Genomic DNA, 20,021 nt, shown 5'->3' on the forward strand with positions numbered 1-20,021 from the left:
TCTGAAATCATGAGATGATGTAACGTCCACTGTTCGGTATGTAACTTATTGATAAACAATGATTAAATTTATGTTCTGATAAGCTTGTGTTTAACTTTATTTTATTTAAAACAATGACTTATAAATAGTTAACCATTTTATAACATTTCATGTTTAATGAGATCTAAATCAATCTTATGCAAATGGATTAGTTTTTTATTTGAAATGTAATATTTCTGGTTTAACTTAAAATAAAAGGCATCACAGGATTGATAGCCAAAAGAATAAATAAACACGTCAGTTGGTGATTTATTTCATCAGTGTATTTAGTTTGCTTTTTTAAATGCCGTTAAGAATGGAGTCTTCGATGAAGAAAGTCGCTTTGATCACCGGATCAAAAGGCGGAATTGGTTCTGCTATTTCCTCTCAATTAGTGAATGATGGTTACCGTGTAATCGCTACGTATTTCACAGGCAACTATGAATGTGCGTTGGAGTGGTTCAACAGTAAAGGGTTTACCAAAGATCAGGTTCGCCTTTTTGAGTTGGACGTAACAAACACTGCAGAGTGTGCAGCAAAGTTAGCGCAATTGCTTGAGGAAGAAGGGACCATTGATGTCGTTATCAACAACGCAGGTATCACACGTGATGGCGTGTTTAAAAAGATGACTGCGCAAGCTTGGAATGACGTCATTAATACCAACCTCAATAGTCTATTCAACGTTACGCAACCTCTGTTCGCTGCGATGTGCGAAAAAGGCGGTGGTCGTGTTATTAACATCTCTTCAGTCAATGGCCTAAAAGGGCAGTTTGGTCAAGCAAACTACTCGGCGGCGAAAGCTGGGATGATAGGTTTCTCTAAAGCGTTGGCGTATGAAGGTGCTCGTTCGGGTGTGACAGTAAATGTTATTGCGCCAGGTTACACTGGTACACCAATGGTTGAGCAAATGAAGCCAGAAGTATTGGAATCCATCACGAATCAAATCCCAATGAAACGCCTTGCTACACCAGAAGAAATTGCAGCATCAGTCAGCTTCTTGGTCAGCGATGCAGGAGCCTATATCACCGGTGAGACTTTGTCGGTGAACGGCGGCCTATACATGCACTAAGGAGATAAGATGATGGAAAAAGTGTTTATCGTAGCAGCGAAGCGCACTCCAATTGGCGCCTTTGGTGGCAGTCTGAAAAATACCTCTGCTGGCAATTTGGCAGCAGTAGCGATTAAGGGCGCATTGGAAGCGGCGAAGTTGAATGCCGACAAGATTGACGAAGTCATTGTTGGCAACGTTGTCGGCGCAGGTCAAGGCATGGGAGTCGGTCGTCAGGCGGCATTGTTCGCTGGGATTCCGGACGCGGTTCCTGCGTATGGTGTAAACATGGTTTGCGGCAGTGGCATGAAAACCGTCATGGATGCGGTTTCACATATCCGTAGTGGCGATGCAGAGATTGTTGTTGCAGCAGGTGTTGAGGTCATGTCTCAGATACCGTTTGCCGCACCAAGCAGTATTCGTGATGGCAACAAAATGGGCAACCTAGAGCTGAAAGACCTGCTCGTAGCGGACGGTTTAACCGACGTTTACAACCAATATCACATGGGTGTGACGGCAGAAAACGTTGCAAAAGAAATCGGCCTAACCCGTCAACAGCAAGACGAGTATGCGCTGTCTAGCCAACAGAAAGCGGTGGCGGCAATCGAAGCGGGCAAATTCAAAGACGAAATTGTGCCTGTAGAAGTAAAGCAACGCCGTGAAACGGTGCTATTCGATACCGACGAATACCCAAAGGCTAATGCGACTATGGAAGCGTTAAGCAAGCTGCGCCCTGCTTTTGACCGTGAAGGCACTGTGACTGCGGGGAATGCATCAGGTATTAACGATGGTGCGAGTGCAATTATCGTCGCGTCTGAGAGCGCAGTTAAAGCACATGGACTCACGCCTATTGCTGAGATCGTAAGCTATGCGCAATCGGGACTTGATCCGAAAATCATGGGTCTAGGTCCAGTGGAGTCAGTCAATAAAGCATTAGCAAAAGCGGAATTAACGGTAAACGACATTGACGTTTACGAGTTGAACGAAGCATTTGCTGCGCAAGCACTTGGCGTGATTCATCAGTTGGCGGAAACCAACCAAGTTCCCGTTAACGCGATTCAAGATAAAGCGAACTTTAATGGTGGTGCTATCGCGCTAGGTCACCCACTTGGTGCTTCGGGCAACCGAATCTTAGTGACGCTTGTTCACGAGCTTCATAAGCAAAATGGTCAATATGGTGTCGCATCACTTTGTGTGGGCGGCGGCATGGGGACGGCTGTGGTTATAAAAGCAGTTAAGTAATTATTTAAACGGACATTTTTAATTCTTTCTCTAGGAGATAAACCATGTACACAGATTTCTTCAAAACCTTTAGCGATCAAACTGAAAAAAATCTAGAACCTTACTTGAAGTTCAACAAGCTAGTGACAAAAAACGTAGAAGTGTTGACTGAGCTTCAACTGAACGCAATTCGTACTTACAGCGAAGTGGGTCTGAACCAAATGAAAGCGGCATCAGAAATCAAAGACGTAACGTCATTGACTGCTTTCAACAGCCAGCAACTAAGCGTTCTTACTAAGCTTTCTCAACAAATGATGGACGACAGCAACAAGCTTCAAGCTATTGCAAAAGAGTTCAAAGAAGACGTTGAGAAAATGACTTCGGAAAATCTAAAGACTGTTACTCCAGCGTAATTTGTCCGATTCTCGCCGCCTTAGGGTCTCTAGACCCTAATTTGGGCGGCGTTGTTTTTTCCGAATATAGGAGTAAGACTATGTTTCAGCACTTCTTTTCGGACTATCTTGTACAGCTTCAACAAACCAATCAACAGTGGTGGCATGATTTCGAAGTGAACAAGGCAGTCGTGAACTCTCCTTTAAATAAGGCCATGCAAGAAGTGAACTTGGAAGACACTGCCAAACTCTTCGAACAAGCTGTAAATCAGCCTGCTGCGATCTTAAAACTGCAAGCAGAATGGTGGGAACAGCAGCTACAAATTTGGCAGAATGTCGCGTTGGCGGGTAACCAAAAACAGATCATTGAAGCAGAAAAAGGGGACAAGCGTTTTTCTAATGAAGCGTGGCAAAATGAGGTGATGTATAGCTTCATTAAGCAATCCTACCTGTTATTCAGCAAGACTTATTTAGATACAATTGAGTCACTCGAAGGTTTGGATGAAAAATCTAAAGAGCGAATACTTTTCTTTTCTCGTCAAGCCATCAATGCACTTTCCCCCTCGAATTTCATCGCGACGAACCCAGAACTCTTGAAACTGACACTTGAGCAAAACGGTCAAAACCTGCTGGCTGGCTTAGAGCAGTTAAAAGAAGACGTTGAGTCCAGCGCGGACATTTTGAAAATTCGTATGACGAATAACAATGCATTCCGCGTGGGTGATGACGTTGCGACCACTCCGGGCGATGTGGTTTTTCAAAACGAATTGTTTGAGTTGATTCAATATCGACCTCTAACAGAGAAAGTGAATGCGACGCCACTGCTCATCGTTCCTCCTTTCATTAATAAATACTACATCCTTGACTTAACAGCGAAGAACTCAATGGTTCGATGGTTGCTAGAGCAGGGACATAGCGTATTTATGATGTCTTGGCGCAACCCAGGCAAGGCACAAGCGCATGTAGAGTTTGGTGACTATGTGACAGAAGGCGTCGTCAAAGCCGTCGCCGCAATTGAAGATATAACGGGCCAAGAGCAAATCAACGCGGCTGGTTACTGTATCGGTGGTACGGTTCTGGCGAGCACGGTTGCGTACTATGCGGCAAAACGTATGAAGAAGCGTATTAAATCAGCGACTTTCTTCACCACATTGCTCGACTTTTCTCAGCCAGGCGAAGTTGGCGCGTACATCAATGACACCATTGTGAGTGCAATTGAGGCGCAAAACAACGCAAAAGGGTATATGGACGGTCGTTCATTAAGCGTCACATTCAGCTTACTGCGTGAAAACAGCTTGTACTGGAACTACTATGTCGACAACTACTTGAAGGGCAACAGCCCAGTCGATTTTGACTTGTTGTACTGGAATAGTGACAGTACCAACGTGAGTGCTGCCTCCCATAACTTCTTGCTTCGTGAGCTCTATTTAGAGAATAAGCTAGTGCAAGACAAAGGCGTCAAAATTGGTGGGGTATGGATTGACCTAAACAAGATCAAAATTCCTAGCTATTTTGTATCAACGAAAGAAGACCATATAGCGTTATGGCAGGGAACTTATCGTGGTGCCCTGAACACTGGTGGCAACAAAACGTTTGTTCTCGGTGAGTCGGGTCATATTGCGGGTATCGTGAACCCTCCAGCGAAAAATAAGTATGGTTATTGGTTGAACGATACTTTGGATGATTCGGCTGACGAGTGGTTGAATAATGCCGAGCACAAAGAGGGATCGTGGTGGACACATTGGAATGAATGGCTACTTCAATTCAATCCAAAAGAGCAAGTCGAACCATTCCCTATTGGCTCGGAAGACCACCCAGCAATCGATGAAGCGCCAGGGCAATACGTCAAGCAGGTTCTGCCAGTAAAAGAATCTTAAACAACTCCCTATAGCAGTAAATTTTAGCGACCTTTATGGTCGCTTTTTTTGGTCGTTACTGACTACCTTATTATACCGATTGAGTATATGTATCGGTTGAGGACATTTTGGGCCGAAAGTGACGGTGAATAAAAAAGCGCCGAGTAGATACTCAGCGCTTAGTGTCAACAAATAGGCAAGTTGACGGGTAGAGGTGCGTTACGTTACACCTCTTTATCCTTACCAAATGACAGCAGCCAGAGAGAGATTGCTGCTACTGCCACAAAGCCGGAAAGAATAATCACAGGCATGGCGCTATAGCCAAGGATATGCCAAATTACAGATTCTAAAGTACTCATGGGAAGTCTCCTTAGTGCCAGCCTTCAACGCCGCTCATGTCCGGTAGTTTGTGCGCGATGCCTTTGTGACAATCAACGCAGGTTTTCTCTCCAGAAGCTAGCGCAGTAGAGTGCTGTTCCGCTGCTCGTGAGCCTTGTTGAGAGTAATCCATATAATCAAACTCGTGACAGTTACGACACTCAAGAGAGTCATTCTTTTTCATTCGTGCCCACTCTCGCTCAGCAAGGTGTCCTCGACGCTCTTGGAACTTCTCTGGTGTATCGATAGTACGCAGAACATAGTGAGCGAATAGCTCTTTGGATGCTTGTACTTTACGAACGATCTTATCTGTCCATTCATGAGGAACGTGACAGTCTGAGCAGATGGCACGAACACCAGAACGGTTAGAGTAGTGAATTGTTTCTTGAATTTCAGCAACGATTGGTGCGTGACAGCCAGAACAGAACTCTTCTGTGTTGGTTGCCTCCATACCTGTGTTGAATGCGCCCCAAAACAAAAGACCGCCAGCAAAACCTAAGAACAAAACCACACCAGCGGCAGCTTTACTTGGGTTCTTCAGTCTTTTCCAAAACGCTTTAAGTATTTTCATAAATAACCTCTTCGTACTCGCGTTTCAATTACTGAAGCGAATCAACTGCCTCGAACTTGTTTTCAACTAGTGGCTTAGCATTAGTTTGTGGCACGTGGCATTGCAAACAGAAGTAACGACGAGGAGACATATCCGCCAATACAGCATCTTCTCGGTTTACATAGTGCGTTACGCTAATTTTAGTCGCGCCTGACTCTTTTGCATTTTTCCAGCTGTGGCACGCAAGACACTTATTAGCATTTAACGACACTTCGTAGTGACGGATGCTGTGTGGGATCAACGGTGGTTGATAAACAAAGCTATCTTCAACAATCTGGTCTTTAGGGAAGTCTTTGAACTCATCTGCTGGGCGTGTGTCTTCCAATTGAGACATTCCACGTAGAGACTCTAGACCACCAATGCCACCTGGATTATCTAACTCAGCTTGCGCAATGCCTGTCACTAAAGCACCTACAGATAAAAGTGCGACAAGTAATTTTTTCATCATTTCATCTCCGCCTTTATGGCTTAAATTCTTTATTAGGCCGCCATAGTGACGGCCGTAGCATTCGGTATCTGAAGGTTAAGCAATCTTAGTGATTTTGACTGGACACTTCTTAAAGTCTGTCTGTTTAGACAGTGGGTCAGTCGCATCTAGGATGAGCTTGTTAATCAAAATACGTGCATCAAAGAACGGTACGAATACCAAACCTTTTGGCGGACGGTTACGACCGCGAGTTTCAACACGAACGCGTACTTCGCCGCGTTTGTTTGCCATGAGTACTTCTTCACCACGACGAACGTTACGCGCTTTTGCGTCTTCAGGGTGCATGTAACACACTGCGTCTGGTACTGCTTTGTATAGCTCAGGTACACGACGAGTCATGGTGCCTGTGTGCCAATGTTCAAGAACACGACCAGTACATAGCCACATATCAAACTCATCGTTTGGCACTTCTGGTGGCGCTTCATATGGTGCAGAGATAATCTTCGCTTTGCCGTCAGCATTGCCGTAGAAATCCCAACCAGAACCTTCTTTTGCGTATGGGTCAGAACCTTCTTTAAAGCGCCATTGTGTTTCCTTACCATCAACAACTGGCCAACGTAGACCACGCACTTCATGGTAACGGTCGTATGGTGCTAAATCATGCCCGTGACCACGGCCAAATGTTGCGTATTCCTCAAACAGACCTTTTTGAACATAGAAACCGAAGTGGTGGGCATCGTCATTCAGTTCGCGTGCTTCTTCGATAGGGAACTTGTCGACATTACCATTGCGGTATAGTACGTCGTACATGGTTTTACCACGGTACTGAGGCGCTTTCGCTAGTAGCTCTTCAGGCCACACCTCTTCCATTTTGAAGCGTTTCGAGAACTCCATTAGCTGCCATAGGTCAGATTTTGCCTGACCGACCGTGCCCACTTGTTGGTACCAAGCTTGAGTACGACGCTCTGCGTTACCGTAAGCACCTTCTTTCTCAATCCACATTGCTGTTGGAAGAATAAGGTCTGCTGCTTGCGCTGTTGCCGTCGGGTATGGGTCAGACACAACGATGAAGTTTTCTGGGTTGCGGTAACCTGGAAGACGTTCTGTGTTGATGTTTGGACCTGCTTGCATGTTGTTGTTACATTGAACCCAGTAACAGTTCAGAACGCCGTCATTCAGCATACGGTCTTGCAATACGGCGTGGAAGCCAGGTTTTGGTGGAATCGTACCTTCTGGCAGTTTCCAGATGTCTTCTGCAATCTTACGGTGTTTAGGGTTAGCAACCACCATGTCTGCAGGTAGACGGTGAGCGAAAGTACCAACCTCACGAGCCGTACCACACGCAGATGGTTGACCCGTTAGTGAGAATGGGCTGTTACCTGGAGTTGAGATCTTACCGGTTAGTAGGTGGATGTTGTAAACCAAGTTATTCATCCACACGCCACGAGTATGTTGGTTCATACCCATTGTCCAAAGTGACATTACTTTCGTATTTGGATTGGCGTATTGCTTCGCAAGCTCGATAAGCTTTTCTTTTTCAACACCAGAGATTTCAGAGGCTTTCTCAGCTGTGTAAGGTGCAACAGACTTTTTGTACTCTTCGAAAGAGATAGACGTTAGTTTGCCTGAGTTAGGATTCTTCGCTGCTTTTTGTAGCGGATCATCGTCACGTAGGCCGTAACCGATGTCGGTATCTGCTTGAGTGAAGTTAGTGTGCTTGTTCACGAAGTCCCAGTTTACCGCATCGTTTTCGATGATGTAGTTCGCGATGAAGTTAGCAATCGCTAGGTCAGACTGTGGATTAAAAATGTAGCCGTGATCTGCCAACTCAAATGAACGGTGGTAGTAAGTAGAAAGCACGTTCACTTTAACGTGAGGGTGACTTAGGCGACGGTCAGTAATACGAGTCCATAGAACAGGGTGCATCTCTGCCATGTTCGAGCCCCATAGAACGAATGCGTCTGCGTTCTCAAAGTCATCGTAACAACCCATCGGCTCATCGATACCGAATGCGCGCATAAAGCCAACTACAGCAGAAGCCATACAGTGACGCGCGTTTGGATCAATGTTATTTGAACGGAAGCCCGCTTTCATTAGCTTTGACGCAGCGTAGCCTTCCATTACTGTCCATTGGCCTGAGCCAAACATACCTACGCTTGTTGGACCTTTTTTCTCGAGGGAAGCTTTCCATTTCTCAGCCATGATGTCGAAAGCGTCATCCCAAGAGATAGGTGTAAATTCACCGTCTTTGTGGAATTTGCCATCTTTCATTCTCAGCATCGGCTGAGTCAGACGGTCTTGACCGTACATGATCTTAGAAAGGAAGTAGCCTTTAATACAATTTAGCCCTTTGTTTACTGGTGCTTCTGGGTCACCCTGTGTTGCTACCACTTTGCCATTTTGAGTACCAACAAGAACAGAACAGCCTGTACCACAGAAACGACAAGGTGCTTTGTCCCATGTGATTTTGGTTTGATCAGAGCTTGCAATCAGGTTGGCTGCAGATGCTGGTAGTGTCACACCTGCGACAGCAGCAGCTGATGCAGCCGCGTTTGCTTTCACAAACGCACGTCTTGTCATTTTCATACTTCACCCTCGATTTGGGAATGTTGTGTTCCAGTGTCTTCTTCATCCGTTTCTTCAAGCCCAGTTTCGATTTGGTGATAAACCAATACCGTGCTCAAGACATTTGGTAAATTGTTAATGGCATCGATAGTGTCTGTGATAAAACCTTGGTTCTCGGTTTCAAGCACGACGATAATCTTGCCTTCTGGACTGTCACCATAGATTTCCGCATTTTCATGTGCTTCGATCTGTTGTTTGATTTCGTCCAGATGTTCTGGCAGTACGTGTACTACCAAACTTGAAATATGCACTTCATTTAGTGACATATAGCTCTCTCATTTATTGCCTTTGGCCGACGACATACGGCTTAGGCTGTTATATTGCTCACATTGATGGATGAAGTCGGGCACACTGAAACACAGGCGCCGCAGCCGTTACACTCATCAAGGTCTAAATTGGGTTGTGCTACTTTCCCCAGCTCTAATTTGAACTGAATTGCCATCGGGTCGCACATATCCCCACAGCTTCGGCATTCGACATTTTGTTTTGCTAAGCAGCTATCATTGATGCTTGCTTTCGCTTGCCAAGGTTGCTCTGTTTTTGGCAAGAAAAGGGGCTCAGGACAGGCGTCTGCACACTGATAACAAAATGTGCACTCATCAATAGAAAAATCGACCGCAGGGAATCCGCCATCACTTTTAGTTATAATCTTTGTTTCGCAGGCCTCAATGCATTTACCGCAGCGAGTGCAATCGTCCGTAAACTGTTCTGGCTTGGTTAACCAAGGCAAACGTACGGCGTTGTCGGGGTGCGCTTTTCTTGCAAAGAGTCTTCTTCTGGAAAGGTCTACCACTTAGTCACCTCGAAACTTGGAACCCAAACTAAGCATAGTCCACAATTTTCATTAATAAACTGTCATTTAAACTAACGAAATTGTAGTTTTTGACATATTTGTATAAATACCTCTTAGGAGGTAAATGGGATGCAATATTGTTTTGGATCAATAAATTCCGTCGCAGGTGATCACATATTGATAAAGTTGAAAGGTAATGGGTTCATTGCACGTACAAATAGGGTTGTTAATGGGCGAGGAACTCAGATTGTTTAAAAATGTGAAAAAGTCAGTGACGCGCACGATTGCGTCCGCGATGCTTCTTATTTTGCTGCTTTCAGTTGCTACGACTGGTTTTGCAATTTTTACGTTAGCGTCAAGCTTGAATGATGCAGAAGCCGTCAATGTTGCTGGCTCAATGCGAATGCAAAGTTATCGTTTGGCACATGATATTCAGATTAAATCTGTTGATTACTCTTCACATATTGACGCATTTGAACATTCGATATACTCACCTTCCATGAAAGCACTCCAGCATTGGTCAGTGCCAGAAGACATTACTCATGATTACTACCGTCTTATTATGAGATGGCATGAACTCAAGTCGGTGTTGAGAGGAGACAACCCGGCGGAGTACCAACTCCTAGTGGCTGGTTTTGTAAAGCAGATCGATGAGTTTGTATTTAAGCTGCAAAGCTTTTCGGAGCAAAAGCTGATTAACTTAGCTTGGATTGGCGGGTTAGGGTTAGGCGGTATCCTTTGTGTCAGTATGTTTGTTGTCCATTTTGTGCGCCTCGAAGTTGTACGGCCTTTGCGTGCTTTAGTTTTTGCTAGCGAGCAAATTAAGAATCGCTCATTTAATATATCGCTTGATGTATCCAGCGATAATGAAATGGGGATCCTGACTCGAACCTTTAATCGGATGGCGACGGACCTTGGTAAGTTATACCGAGGGCTAGAACAAGCGGTTGATGAAAAAACGCGTAAATTACAGCATGCGAATCAGTCTTTAGAAGTATTGTATGACTCGTCGAAAGAGTTAACGGCTTCACGTATTAATCAGGATAACTTCCAAGCCATATTGCAACATATTGCAAGTCTTGAGGGCATTAAAGCGGTCAAACTTGAAATAGAGCAATTGGGAGAACCGAGTTGGATATTGATGGAAGGGGAAGAGTGCTGCCACGACTGTGATGAAGATTGCCACAGTAAGGCTCTAACGTTGGACGGTGAGCACTTAGGCTATTTGTATTGGAAGGCCGGGTTACCTTGTCCGAACGAAGCTCTTATTGACAACTTTGTGCAGATTTTATCGCGTGCCGTGTATTACAATCGAGCCCAACGCCAAGCAGAACAAATCCTACTGATGGAAGAGCGAGCCACCATTGCTCGGGAACTGCATGATTCATTAGCTCAAGCACTCTCTTATTTAAAAATTCAGGTCGCTTTATTAAAGAGAAGCGTAAAGAACTTGCCTGATGAAAAAGCGATAGCTCAGGCGAATCAAGTCATTGCCGAGTTGGATACGGGCTTATCTGCTGCTTATACCCAACTACGCGAATTACTGACGACGTTTCGTCTTACGATTAAAGAGGGCAGTTTTGGCCAAGCATTGCAAGATATGGTCGAAACGCTCAACGAACAAACCGTCGCTGACATTACGTTAAAAAATAGACTTTCTTCAACTGAACTGGATGCACACCAGCAGGTTCATTTACTACAGTTGATAAGAGAAGCGGCAATTAATGCCATCAAGCATGCGCAAGCAGATAATATTCACATTCAATGTCTTGATAATGATGGAAAAGTCACAGTAACCGTTACCGATGATGGAATAGGCTTTGAACATCAAGACGAAAAATTAAATCATTACGGTATGAGTATCATGCAAGAGCGAGCCGCTAGGCTGCATGCCGATCTTCATATTGAAGCATCGATCAACAAAGGCTGTACCGTAAAACTAGAATTCCAACATAGTAAGGAAGTAAACAGTGACAGTGTGTAAAGTAATGCTGGTGGATGATCATCCACTCATGCGACGAGGTATTCATCAACTTTTAAGCTTTGAGCCTGAGTTTGAAGTCGTTGCAGAAGCAAGTAATGGCGCAGATGCGGTAGCGAAAGCGCATGAGCTGGAACTGGATCTTGTACTTCTTGATCTCAATATGAAAGGCATGTCAGGCCTCGATACCTTACAAGCGCTACGTGCTGATGGTTGTGAAGCTCGAATTGTTATCTTAACCGTATCGGATAGTCCTGCTGACATAGAAGCAATAGTTCGAAGTGGCGCAGATGGCTATTTATTGAAAGATACTGAGCCTGATGAGCTGGTTGAGTTGCTAAAACAAGCGCATCAAGGTGACAAAGCTTACAGCCAAGAAGTTTCTAAGTATTTGAGTGAGCGTTCAGGACAAGAGGACGTTTTTGATACGCTGACGGATCGCGAAACGCAGATCTTAAGAGAGGTGGCAAGAGGTTTCCGCAACAAGCAGATTGCCGATCGTCTTTTTATTTCTGAATCAACGGTTAAAGTGCATATGAAGAGTTTACTTAAAAAGCTTCAAGTTCCTTCTCGTACTGCGGCAACCGTTCTTTATCTTGAGCGCTTTGGCGACATCAAATAATACAGTTGAAGAACAATCCAAAACCACGAATAGAATCAATTGTTTAGCGTGATTTTAATAATAAAAAAACCGCCTTAAAGGCGGTTTTTTTATTTGTCTGGGCGAATAGAGTACAAGTCACTGTTGTGCTTACCGCACTCTAAATAGTACTGATAAGCCACTTTTTTGCTTTCAGCAATGACTCTCATGCAGTGCATTTTCCCCTGTTCAAAATATCGAATCTCATATTCTACACTGGTATCAAGTTGCTCAGCGGCTGCCATACTTCGCCTCCATAAACCATCCAAAAAACATCCATGCAAATTATATGCCGTTATAGGGAGCGTCGTTCGGTGTATTTTTTAGCCGATAATTGCGCTCTAACTCACTTTTTTGCGGATAGCTGTGATCAAAAAGTTAATTTCAAACTCTATATATTATTAAGGTGGCAATCAATATTTGTCACACTGGTGTAAGTTTGCCGCAATATTAAGTGATACAAGTTGAGTATAGAACTTAATCAATAGAAAAGGGAATACGAATAAGTGACTAAATTACAGGGTGTATCTAATAAGGTGCTTGGTTATGGCCTTCTATTTTGTTTCGTATTTCTTCTTGCCGGATGTACGAAGAAGTTTCTATACAGCAATATCGATTGGTTCGTTATCGATTACATAGAGGATTATGTTTCTCTGCAAGGTGAACAAGAAGTCTTGGTCGAAGAACGCTTATTATTGTTAGCAGAATGGCATAAGAAAGAAGAGTTACCGTTATATATCGATCATTTAAAAGAGCTTGAGAGATTAAAAGCGAGCGATATAACCCTAAATTATTTGCAGGAAAATCGAGATAGAATGCGAGCGCATTACGATAGAGTGGTAAGCAAAGCGGCACCAGACCTTTTTGCTTTGAGTTTACAGTTAACTAAAGATCAAGAACGGGAATTTCTGAGTAATGTACAAGAGCATTATCAAGAGCGAAACGCAAAATATGCGGATAAAACGGAAGATGAAATACGTGAAATTATTCTAGATAACACAGAAGAATGGATGGAAGAGTGGTTGGGAAGCCTATCAGAAAGTCAGCGCCAATTAGCTCAAACGTTTTCTCAACAAGTCACTCTTAACAGTCCTTTATGGAGAGGTTATCGAGCAACGATATATCAAGAGCTCGAATATCTGTTCGACAACAAGTCCAATGCTGTCACTTATCAGGATATATTTATGCGCCTGTTGTTCGAGCCAGAGAGCTATTACAGTGAGCAGCTTTCTAAAAATATTGATTCTAACTTTGTGCTGGTCGATCAACTGACATTAGATATTTCTCAATCTATGACCGATAAACAATGGCTTCATTTTCGCGGTAAGGTAAAAGAGTGGCGAGTACTAGCTGAGGAATTATTAGATTAGATTCATGCTTCAATTGACGAGGGGATGTGCAGTAGCCTTTCTTATGAAAAAATGATTCAAAGCAAATTCTTATTGAGCTAAGAGCGTAACATAGCTTGAGGTTTGATGAGGTAAGGTCAGCTTGCTGATGGTTGATAAAGCCTCATCGTATAAAAACAATGAGAATAAATATGAAACATTTAGTTGAAAGATTTCTTCGCTACGTCACGTTCGATACCCAATCAAATCCACATGTTACGCTTTGCCCAAGCTCGCCTGGTCAGCTTGTGTTTGCTGAGTTGCTTAAGAAAGAGATGATCGAACTTGGCTTAAGTGATGTGACATTAGATAAAAATGGCTACTTGATGGCTAGACTGCCAGCTAACGTTGATTATGAGGTGCCGCCTATCGGCTTTATTGCCCATATGGATACCGCGCCTGACGCCTCAGGAAAAAACGTAAAACCGCAATTTATTGAAGATTACCAAGGCGGCGATATTGCGCTAGGGTTGGGGGATGAAGTGTTATCTCCGGTGCAATACCCAGATTTACATCATCTACATGGCCACAATCTTATCACTACCGATGGCACTACATTACTTGGCGCGGATAACAAAGCTGGTATTGCTGAGATTCTCTCTGCAGTCGCGCTGTTACTAGAAAATCCAGACATTCCACACGGCGACATTTGTATCGGCTTTACACCAGATGAAGAGATTGGCCGGGGCGCAGATTTATTTGATGTTGAAAAGTTTGGCGCGAAATGGGCATACACTATTGATGGTGGCCCGCAAGGTGAGCTGGAATACGAAAATTTTAATGCGGCAAACGCCGATGTGATTTTTCATGGTGTCAGCGTTCACCCTGGTACTGCAAAAGGTAAAATGGTTAATGCGATGAACTTGGCTGCGAAATTTCAGGTTCAAATGCCTCAAGATCAAACTCCCGAAACAACAGAAGGCTACGAAGGGTTCTTCCATTTAAAATCGGCAGAAATGGGCGTGGCGCGAAGCGAACTTGGTTACATTATCCGAGACTTTGATCGTCAGGGCCTTGAAGAGCGAAAAGCCTTTATGCAGAAACTCGTTGATGACATGAACGCGGGCTTACGCCATGGTTCTGTAGAACTGAAAATAACAGACAGCTATTACAATATGAGAGAAATGGTTGAGCCTTACCCGCATATCATTGAGCTAGCGAAGCAAGCGATGGAAGCGTGTGATGTGGAGCCGATTATAAAACCTATTCGTGGTGGTACAGATGGCGCTCGTTTATCTTTTATGGGGTTGCCGTGCCCGAATATCTTCACTGGTGGTTTTAACTTCCATGGGATTCATGAGTTTATTTCGGTTGAAATGATGGAGAAGTCAGTGCTTGTCATCGTCAAAATTGCTGAAATCACCGCGAAAAAACACGGTTAACAGACCAGGTCGAGCGGTTCTTGTCGATTGAATGGGGAAAAATAGCCCAGAGTCATCTGGGCTATTTTTAAATTCAAAAACGAAACATTAACGTACGTCTTTGTCTTCAATTTCAATGTCTTCTAGTGGTAGCCAGTCGACTTTCACACCCGCTTGATCGAACATGTCTTGGCTGACTTGGATTTTATCTCCCCAGCGAGATAGAAAGTCTTCAGATTGCTCAGGGCAGTGCACGTGTGAGATCCCTGTTTGAATGATCTTTGCCGCGCAGTTAGGACATGGAAAATGCGTCACCCAAATATCACATCCGTCTAAATCACGTTTTGAGAACAAAATTGCGTTCTCTTCCGCGTGTAGTGTTTTAAGGTATTTCAACTCGCGTTCATCGGTATCGACACTGTCAGAAACACCGTGCGGGTAGCCATTAAATCCAACAGATACAATGCGATTCTGTTTAGTGATAACTGCACCGACTTGTGTTGATGGGTCCTTACTCCAAGACGCCACTAGTTCTGCCATCTGGTAAAAGCGTTTCGCCCATTTAGAAATCATAGTTATCCTCTCTGTCGAAGGCGTTGAATTAATTGAATGATAACCCATTTATATTAAAAAAATAGTCAAAATCGGGGTCTTGAGTATGAAGGCGTCATTTTTTGTCTTTTTAACCATAAAACGTTCTTATCTTGAGCACCGAATCTCACTTTCCGTCTTTATTACGATATCTCAATTAGCGTTTCCTAGCGCCTCTAAATGCACGATGCGTGAGAGTGTATATCAAATAGTTATGATTGATCTGTTTGTATATTGTTCATTAAATATCACTGTTAACTAAATTACTTTATTTTCTTTTTGTTTCTCATGTTTACATTTAGAAACATTTTGGGGGCTTCTGAGTGAAGTTTTCAGTTGCAGCAAGGAGTAAGGTTGATGGGAATTCAACAATATCCTGTTCTATAAAGACGGTAAATACATGCAAAAGAAACCACTTGTCGCACTAATGGCGGCTACAGCAATCCTCGCTGGATGCGGGGAAGCTAATAATGCCCAAAGGGAAGGCCAAGCGCCTCTCGTAGTGACTCAGGATGTCACGGTTATCGACTACCAACCGAGCAAGTCTTATATCGGTCGCATTGAAGCAGTAGAAGATACCAATATTACCGCGCAGATTTCTGGCTATTTAAAAGCTCGTCACTTTGAAGAGGGGCAAATGGTAGAAAAAGGGCAGCTTCTTTATTCTATCGAGCCATCTTCTTTTGAAGCACAAGTCGCGAGCGCTAAAGCGGCACTTGCACAAGCAAAAGCCGCGCTAAAAAAAGCGGAACTAGACCACACCCGAGGTAAAAACTTGTTGCCTCGCGGTAGTATCTCTCAATCTGAGTTTGACGCCTTAACTGCGGCACTTCTTGGTGCGAAAGCCGAGCTAGAAGCAGCAAACGCTCAGCTTAAGCTTGCTGAAGTTAACCTTTCCTATACTCAAATCCGAGCTCCGTTCAGCGGTCGTATTAGCGATACTAAAGTGAGTACCGGTGATCTTGTTTCCCCTTCATCTGGCGTGCTGACGACATTGGTGAGCTTAGACCCAGTGCATACTTCATTTAGTGTGAGTGAGCGCGAGCGCTTAGCCATGGGTATGGATCAAGTCAAAGGCGACGGCTCAGCAGAATCAAACAGAGTTGAAGTTCAGCTTGAGCTGGAAAATGGCCAGTTTTTTGAGCATCTCGGTAAGCTCGATTTCTTAGGTAATCGTATTGATACCAAAACTGGTACGATTGCAATGCGTGCGCTAGTGCCAAACCCAGAGCAGAAGTTACTTCCGGGTCAGCACATCAAAGTGAACTTGAGAGATAAGAACACGAAAGACGTTATTGTTATCCCACGACGTGCCGTACAGACTGACTTAGAAGGTGACTTTGTGATGGTGATGGCTGAGGGAAGTGTGGCAGAGCGTCGTAACGTCGAGCTTGGACCTCAGGTTGAACAAGGCATTATCATTCGAGAAGGCCTCGAACAGGAAGATACGGTTATTACACAGGGCCTACAGCGTGTGCGTAATGGTGTAGAAGTGCGCATTCAAACACCTGCTGAAGATAAGCAGTAGGGGGCACTATGTTAAGTCGTTTCTTTATTCAGAGACCTAAATTCGCGCTGGTTATTTCGATCATATTAACGCTAGCAGGCGCGATCTCACTGGCGATTTTGCCAGTGGCGGAGTACCCACAGATAAGTCCGCCATCAGTCAGCGTTTCGGCATACTACACCGGTGCGAGTGCGGAAGTTGTCGAGCAGGCCATTGCGGACCCCATAGAGACGTCGGTCAATGGTGTTGAGGACATGATCTACATGTCTTCAAAGAGCGCGAACGATGGCTCATACAGCCTAAATGTCACGTTCGATGTCGGGACCGATCCAGACATGGCGCAAGTAAACGTGCAAAACCGTGTGTCACAGATCGAGTCAAAACTGCCTCAAGAAGTGCGCATGGTTGGTGTGACGGTGAAAAAGCGTTCACCTGACTTGCTGATGGTACTTAACTTCTATTCACCTGATGGCAAATACGATGATCAGTTCTTGATTAACTACATTAACTTGAATGTAAAAGATCAGCTGGCTCGTGCGAAAGGCATCAGTGAAGTTAACGTGATTGGTGGTGGCGAATACGCAATGCGTGTTTGGTTAGATCCGGAAAAAATGGCCAACCTTAAGCTAACTACGTCAGACGTATACGCCGCTTTGGCTGAACAGAACGTTCAAGTTGCGGCAGGGCGTGTAGGTGCAGCACCATACAACAATCCACAAGAAGTTCAGTTTAACCTTGTGACCAAAGGTCGCTTGGAAAGCGTGAGCGAGTTTGAGAACGTTGTCCTTCGAGCTAATCAAAATGGTTCCACGGTTTATCTGAAAGATGTCGCTCGTGTCGAACTAGGTAAAAAGTTCTACGATGGTAACGGTAAATTCCGTGGTCAGGACGCGTCAATTGTTGCATTGTCTCTTCAATCGGATGCGAACGCGTTAGAAAGTGGTCAGGCCGTCATGGAGCTGCTTGAGGACTTGAGTAAAAACTTCCCTGAGGGCATGGCGTATGAGACCAGCTACGATACAACCGTGTTCGTATCTGAATCGATCAAAGGGGTAGTCAAAACACTGATTGAAGCGATTCTATTGGTGATTGCTGTAACTTACTTGTTTTTGGGTAGTGCGCGCGCAACTTTGATTCCTGTTGTTGCGATCCCCGTTTCTCTGATTGGTACGTTTGCCATCATGCAGGCGACGGGCTTCACCATCAATACGGTCACTTTGTTTGGCTTGATCCTCGCGATTGGTATCGTGGTGGACGATGCGATTCTGGTTATCGAAAACGTCGATACCACCATGGCGAAAGACCCAACCATTTCACCGCGTAAAGCGACATTGCTAGCGATGAAAGAAGTAACGGGCCCAATCATCACGTCGACCTTGGTTCTACTTGCGGTATTCATACCAGTCGCGATGCTGCCGGGTATCACTGGAATCATGTATCGCCAGTTCGCTTTGACCATCTGTATTTCGGTTGTGATCTCATCCATTAACGCATTGACGCTGTCTCCAGCACTTTGTTCTTTGGTATTGAAGCAGGGTGGGGGCAACACGGCTAACTGGTTCCAGGCTTTCAACCGAGGCTTAGAGCGTATCACAACGCGTTATGGTCAGGTCGCTGGTTTCTTGGTGAAGAAATCTTTGCTACTCGTGACGTTCTTTATAGTCGCTATCGCGGCGGTCACTTTCTTTGCGAAAACCACCTCAACAGCGTTTGTTCCTCAAGAAGATAAAGGCATTTTGCTGGTTAACGTTCAGCTACCAGATTCAGCATCTTTATCTCGTACTGAAGAAGTCACCAATGATTTAATGAACATGATTGGTGAAGAACCTGGTGTGGATGGCGTGACGGTTGCGAACGGTTACTCGTTTATGACAGGCGCAGCGGCATCAAACGGTGCATCTGTGTTTATCAAACTGCATGACTGGGATACTCGTAACTCGTTGCAAGGGGAACACTCTGCCAATGCCATCGCGGCGCGTATTAACGGTCGTGCTGCAACAGAGTTGCCTCAAGCGGTTGTGTTTGCGATGGGGCCACCAGCGGTTCCTGGTATGGGGGCAGCGTCTGGTTTTGAGTTTGTGCTTGAAGATACGCTAGGGCGAAGCCGTACCGATTTGTCGATGGTCATGGGAGAAATGATCCAAGCGGCCAACCAAGCCCCTGAAATTGCCTACACGTTTAGCACGTTCCGCGCGAATGTTCCGCACTACTACGTTGATATCGACCGTGAGAAAGCGCAGCAGTTGGGTATTTCGCTATCGTCTATTTTCCAAACCTTGCAAGGCAACTTAGGTTCGCTTTATGTGAATGACTTCACCATGTTTGGTAAGAACTTCCGCGTAACCATGCAAGCTGATAGCCAGCACCGTAGCAGCATGGAAGATCTAGAGCGTTTCCATGTTCGTTCTTCGAACGGTGATATGGTTCCGTTAAGTACGCTAGTGAGCTACGAGCAAGTGTTTGAGCCTGATGTGGCATGGCGTTACAACATGTACCGCAGTGCTATCATTCAAGGCCAACCAGCACCGGGTTACTCTAGTGGTGATGCGATTGCTGCAATGGAACGCGTTGCTGCTGAAGTTCTCCCGCAGGGATACACGTATGAATGGACAGGTATGGCTTATCAGGAAGTACTTGCGGGTAACCAAGCCATTTATGCGTTTGCGCTGGCTTTGATCTTCATTTACTTGTTCATGGTGGCACAATATGAGAGCTGGAGTATTCCATTAGCCATCATTTTGGTGGTGCCAGTAGCAACGTTAGGCTCCTTCTTGGCGTTGAATCTGACTGGGACACCGCTTAACTTGTATGCGCAAATTGGTCTTGTCTTGCTCATAGCCTTGGCGGCGAAAAACGCAATTTTGATTGTGGAGTTCGCCAAGCAAGAACGTGAAGAAAAAGATGCTGATATCGATAGTGCAGCGGTTAAAGGAGGCACGTTACGTTTCCGCGCTGTGAATATGACATCTTGGTCGTTTATCCTGGGTATCTTCCCGCTGATCTTCGCCGCAGGTGCAGGGCACGTGAGCCAAAACTCGCTCGGCGTGTCGCTGATTGGTGGTCTATTGTGTGTGCTTCTAGCAGGTACATTCTTGATCCCTGGCTTCTACGCTCTGGTGCAAAGACAGCGTGAGAAAGTTCATGGCGGCAACACCAAGTTGGTTCCTCTTGATGATGAGTAATCA

At 44.8% G+C, this 20,021-nt stretch carries 18 protein-coding genes; 10 read left to right on the forward strand and 8 right to left on the reverse strand.

Features of this window, described 5'->3' with window-relative positions:
- Positions 1–346: 346 nt before the first annotated feature.
- The 4 genes from L3V27_RS01670 (at position 347) to phaC (ending at position 4,556) form a co-directional block, all read left to right on the forward strand.
- A complete protein-coding gene (locus L3V27_RS01670; RefSeq protein WP_005398281.1) occupies positions 347–1,087 on the forward strand; it encodes an SDR family oxidoreductase in 741 nt (246 codons plus the stop codon).
- A 12-nt stretch (positions 1,088–1,099) separates the two neighbouring features.
- Positions 1,100–2,308, forward strand: a complete 1,209-nt coding sequence (locus L3V27_RS01675; protein WP_031780700.1) for an acetyl-CoA C-acetyltransferase — start codon at positions 1,100–1,102, stop codon at positions 2,306–2,308.
- A gap of 44 nt (positions 2,309–2,352) precedes the next feature.
- Positions 2,353–2,700 carry a phasin family protein gene (locus tag L3V27_RS01680; RefSeq protein ID WP_005398278.1) on the forward strand — a complete coding sequence of 116 codons (348 nt, stop codon included), beginning with the start codon at positions 2,353–2,355 and terminating at the stop codon, positions 2,698–2,700.
- Positions 2,701–2,780: 80 nt separating this feature from the next.
- Positions 2,781–4,556, forward strand: coding sequence for a class I poly(R)-hydroxyalkanoic acid synthase (phaC, locus tag L3V27_RS01685; protein ID WP_006741150.1), 1,776 nt, complete (start codon positions 2,781–2,783; stop codon positions 4,554–4,556).
- A 203-nt stretch (positions 4,557–4,759) separates the two neighbouring features.
- Here the strand turns inward: phaC and L3V27_RS01690 are convergent, their stop codons facing one another.
- From L3V27_RS01690 to napF, 6 genes are all read right to left on the reverse strand, one after another.
- Positions 4,760–4,894: a TIGR02808 family protein gene (locus L3V27_RS01690; RefSeq protein WP_005373546.1), complete on the reverse strand. Its 135-nt coding sequence runs from the start codon at positions 4,892–4,894 to the stop codon at positions 4,760–4,762.
- A gap of 11 nt (positions 4,895–4,905) precedes the next feature.
- A complete protein-coding gene (locus L3V27_RS01695) occupies positions 4,906–5,484 on the reverse strand; it encodes a NapC/NirT family cytochrome c (RefSeq protein ID WP_005398274.1) in 579 nt (192 codons plus the stop codon).
- Positions 5,485–5,512: 28 nt separating this feature from the next.
- Positions 5,513–5,968 carry a nitrate reductase cytochrome c-type subunit gene (locus L3V27_RS01700; protein ID WP_031780699.1) on the reverse strand — a complete coding sequence of 152 codons (456 nt, stop codon included), beginning with the start codon at positions 5,966–5,968 and terminating at the stop codon, positions 5,513–5,515.
- A gap of 78 nt (positions 5,969–6,046) precedes the next feature.
- Positions 6,047–8,536, reverse strand: a complete 2,490-nt coding sequence (gene napA, locus L3V27_RS01705; protein ID WP_006741149.1) for a periplasmic nitrate reductase subunit alpha — start codon at positions 8,534–8,536, stop codon at positions 6,047–6,049.
- Entirely contained in the window at positions 8,533–8,841 is a 309-nt protein-coding gene (locus tag L3V27_RS01710; protein ID WP_005398456.1) for a chaperone NapD, read from the reverse strand. The genes napA and L3V27_RS01710 overlap by 4 nt, the downstream gene beginning before the upstream one ends.
- A gap of 41 nt (positions 8,842–8,882) precedes the next feature.
- On the reverse strand, positions 8,883–9,368 hold the full coding sequence (napF, locus tag L3V27_RS01715) for a ferredoxin-type protein NapF (protein ID WP_225460949.1): 486 nt from the start codon (positions 9,366–9,368) through the stop codon (positions 8,883–8,885).
- Between the two features lie 247 nt (positions 9,369–9,615).
- Between napF and narQ the strand changes: the two genes are divergently transcribed.
- On the forward strand, positions 9,616–11,352 hold the full coding sequence (gene narQ, locus L3V27_RS01720; RefSeq protein ID WP_048625157.1) for a nitrate/nitrite two-component system sensor histidine kinase NarQ: 1,737 nt from the start codon (positions 9,616–9,618) through the stop codon (positions 11,350–11,352).
- Positions 11,339–11,971: a response regulator gene (locus tag L3V27_RS01725; protein WP_005398453.1), complete on the forward strand. Its 633-nt coding sequence runs from the start codon at positions 11,339–11,341 to the stop codon at positions 11,969–11,971. The genes narQ and L3V27_RS01725 overlap by 14 nt, the downstream gene beginning before the upstream one ends.
- A gap of 89 nt (positions 11,972–12,060) precedes the next feature.
- Here L3V27_RS01725 and L3V27_RS01730 read toward each other — a convergent pair whose 3' ends face one another.
- A complete protein-coding gene (locus L3V27_RS01730) occupies positions 12,061–12,234 on the reverse strand; it encodes a hypothetical protein (RefSeq protein ID WP_005373524.1) in 174 nt (57 codons plus the stop codon).
- A 261-nt stretch (positions 12,235–12,495) separates the two neighbouring features.
- Here L3V27_RS01730 and L3V27_RS01735 point away from each other — a divergent pair, with 261 nt between their 5' ends.
- Both L3V27_RS01735 and pepT read left to right on the forward strand, forming a co-directional pair.
- Complete coding sequence (locus L3V27_RS01735) at positions 12,496–13,359, forward strand: DUF6279 family lipoprotein (protein ID WP_109168973.1); 864 nt, start codon at positions 12,496–12,498, stop codon at positions 13,357–13,359.
- 170 nt (positions 13,360–13,529) lie between these two features.
- Positions 13,530–14,759 carry a peptidase T gene (gene pepT, locus L3V27_RS01740; RefSeq protein WP_048624837.1) on the forward strand — a complete coding sequence of 410 codons (1,230 nt, stop codon included), beginning with the start codon at positions 13,530–13,532 and terminating at the stop codon, positions 14,757–14,759.
- Between the two features lie 87 nt (positions 14,760–14,846).
- On the opposite strand, the gene L3V27_RS01745 is transcribed toward pepT, so the two are convergent.
- Positions 14,847–15,311 carry a cytidine/deoxycytidylate deaminase family protein gene (locus tag L3V27_RS01745; RefSeq protein ID WP_005373515.1) on the reverse strand — a complete coding sequence of 155 codons (465 nt, stop codon included), beginning with the start codon at positions 15,309–15,311 and terminating at the stop codon, positions 14,847–14,849.
- A gap of 418 nt (positions 15,312–15,729) precedes the next feature.
- Here L3V27_RS01745 and vmeY point away from each other — a divergent pair, with 418 nt between their 5' ends.
- Positions 15,730–16,857: a multidrug efflux RND transporter periplasmic adaptor subunit VmeY gene (gene vmeY, locus L3V27_RS01750; protein WP_005396140.1), complete on the forward strand. Its 1,128-nt coding sequence runs from the start codon at positions 15,730–15,732 to the stop codon at positions 16,855–16,857.
- An 8-nt stretch (positions 16,858–16,865) separates the two neighbouring features.
- Positions 16,866–20,018, forward strand: a complete 3,153-nt coding sequence (vmeZ, locus tag L3V27_RS01755; protein WP_237310831.1) for a multidrug efflux RND transporter permease subunit VmeZ — start codon at positions 16,866–16,868, stop codon at positions 20,016–20,018.
- Positions 20,019–20,021: the final 3 nt, after the last annotated feature.

This window comes from Vibrio sp. J2-3(2022) (assembly GCF_021725735.1).
Classification (GTDB): Bacteria; Pseudomonadota; Gammaproteobacteria; order Enterobacterales; family Vibrionaceae; genus Vibrio; species Vibrio diabolicus.

What these genes read in the sequence shown, in the direction of transcription:
- L3V27_RS01710 (WP_005398456.1), bottom strand. Translation starts at nt 8,841, where the DNA reads ATGTCACTAAATGAAGTGCATATTTCAAGTTTGGTAGTACACGTACTG.
- pepT (WP_048624837.1), top strand. Translation starts at nt 13,530, where the DNA reads ATGAAACATTTAGTTGAAAGATTTCTTCGCTACGTCACGTTCGATACC.
- L3V27_RS01730 (WP_005373524.1), bottom strand. Translation starts at nt 12,234, where the DNA reads ATGGCAGCCGCTGAGCAACTTGATACCAGTGTAGAATATGAGATTCGA.
- L3V27_RS01675 (WP_031780700.1), top strand. Translation starts at nt 1,100, where the DNA reads ATGGAAAAAGTGTTTATCGTAGCAGCGAAGCGCACTCCAATTGGCGCC.
- L3V27_RS01695 (WP_005398274.1), bottom strand. Translation starts at nt 5,484, where the DNA reads ATGAAAATACTTAAAGCGTTTTGGAAAAGACTGAAGAACCCAAGTAAA.
- L3V27_RS01690 (WP_005373546.1), bottom strand. Translation starts at nt 4,894, where the DNA reads ATGAGTACTTTAGAATCTGTAATTTGGCATATCCTTGGCTATAGCGCC.
- vmeY (WP_005396140.1), top strand. Translation starts at nt 15,730, where the DNA reads ATGCAAAAGAAACCACTTGTCGCACTAATGGCGGCTACAGCAATCCTC.
- L3V27_RS01700 (WP_031780699.1), bottom strand. Translation starts at nt 5,968, where the DNA reads ATGAAAAAATTACTTGTCGCACTTTTATCTGTAGGTGCTTTAGTGACA.
- L3V27_RS01670 (WP_005398281.1), top strand. Translation starts at nt 347, where the DNA reads ATGAAGAAAGTCGCTTTGATCACCGGATCAAAAGGCGGAATTGGTTCT.
- L3V27_RS01745 (WP_005373515.1), bottom strand. Translation starts at nt 15,311, where the DNA reads ATGATTTCTAAATGGGCGAAACGCTTTTACCAGATGGCAGAACTAGTG.
- L3V27_RS01680 (WP_005398278.1), top strand. Translation starts at nt 2,353, where the DNA reads ATGTACACAGATTTCTTCAAAACCTTTAGCGATCAAACTGAAAAAAAT.
- vmeZ (WP_237310831.1), top strand. Translation starts at nt 16,866, where the DNA reads ATGTTAAGTCGTTTCTTTATTCAGAGACCTAAATTCGCGCTGGTTATT.
- phaC (WP_006741150.1), top strand. Translation starts at nt 2,781, where the DNA reads ATGTTTCAGCACTTCTTTTCGGACTATCTTGTACAGCTTCAACAAACC.
- napA (WP_006741149.1), bottom strand. Translation starts at nt 8,536, where the DNA reads ATGAAAATGACAAGACGTGCGTTTGTGAAAGCAAACGCGGCTGCATCA.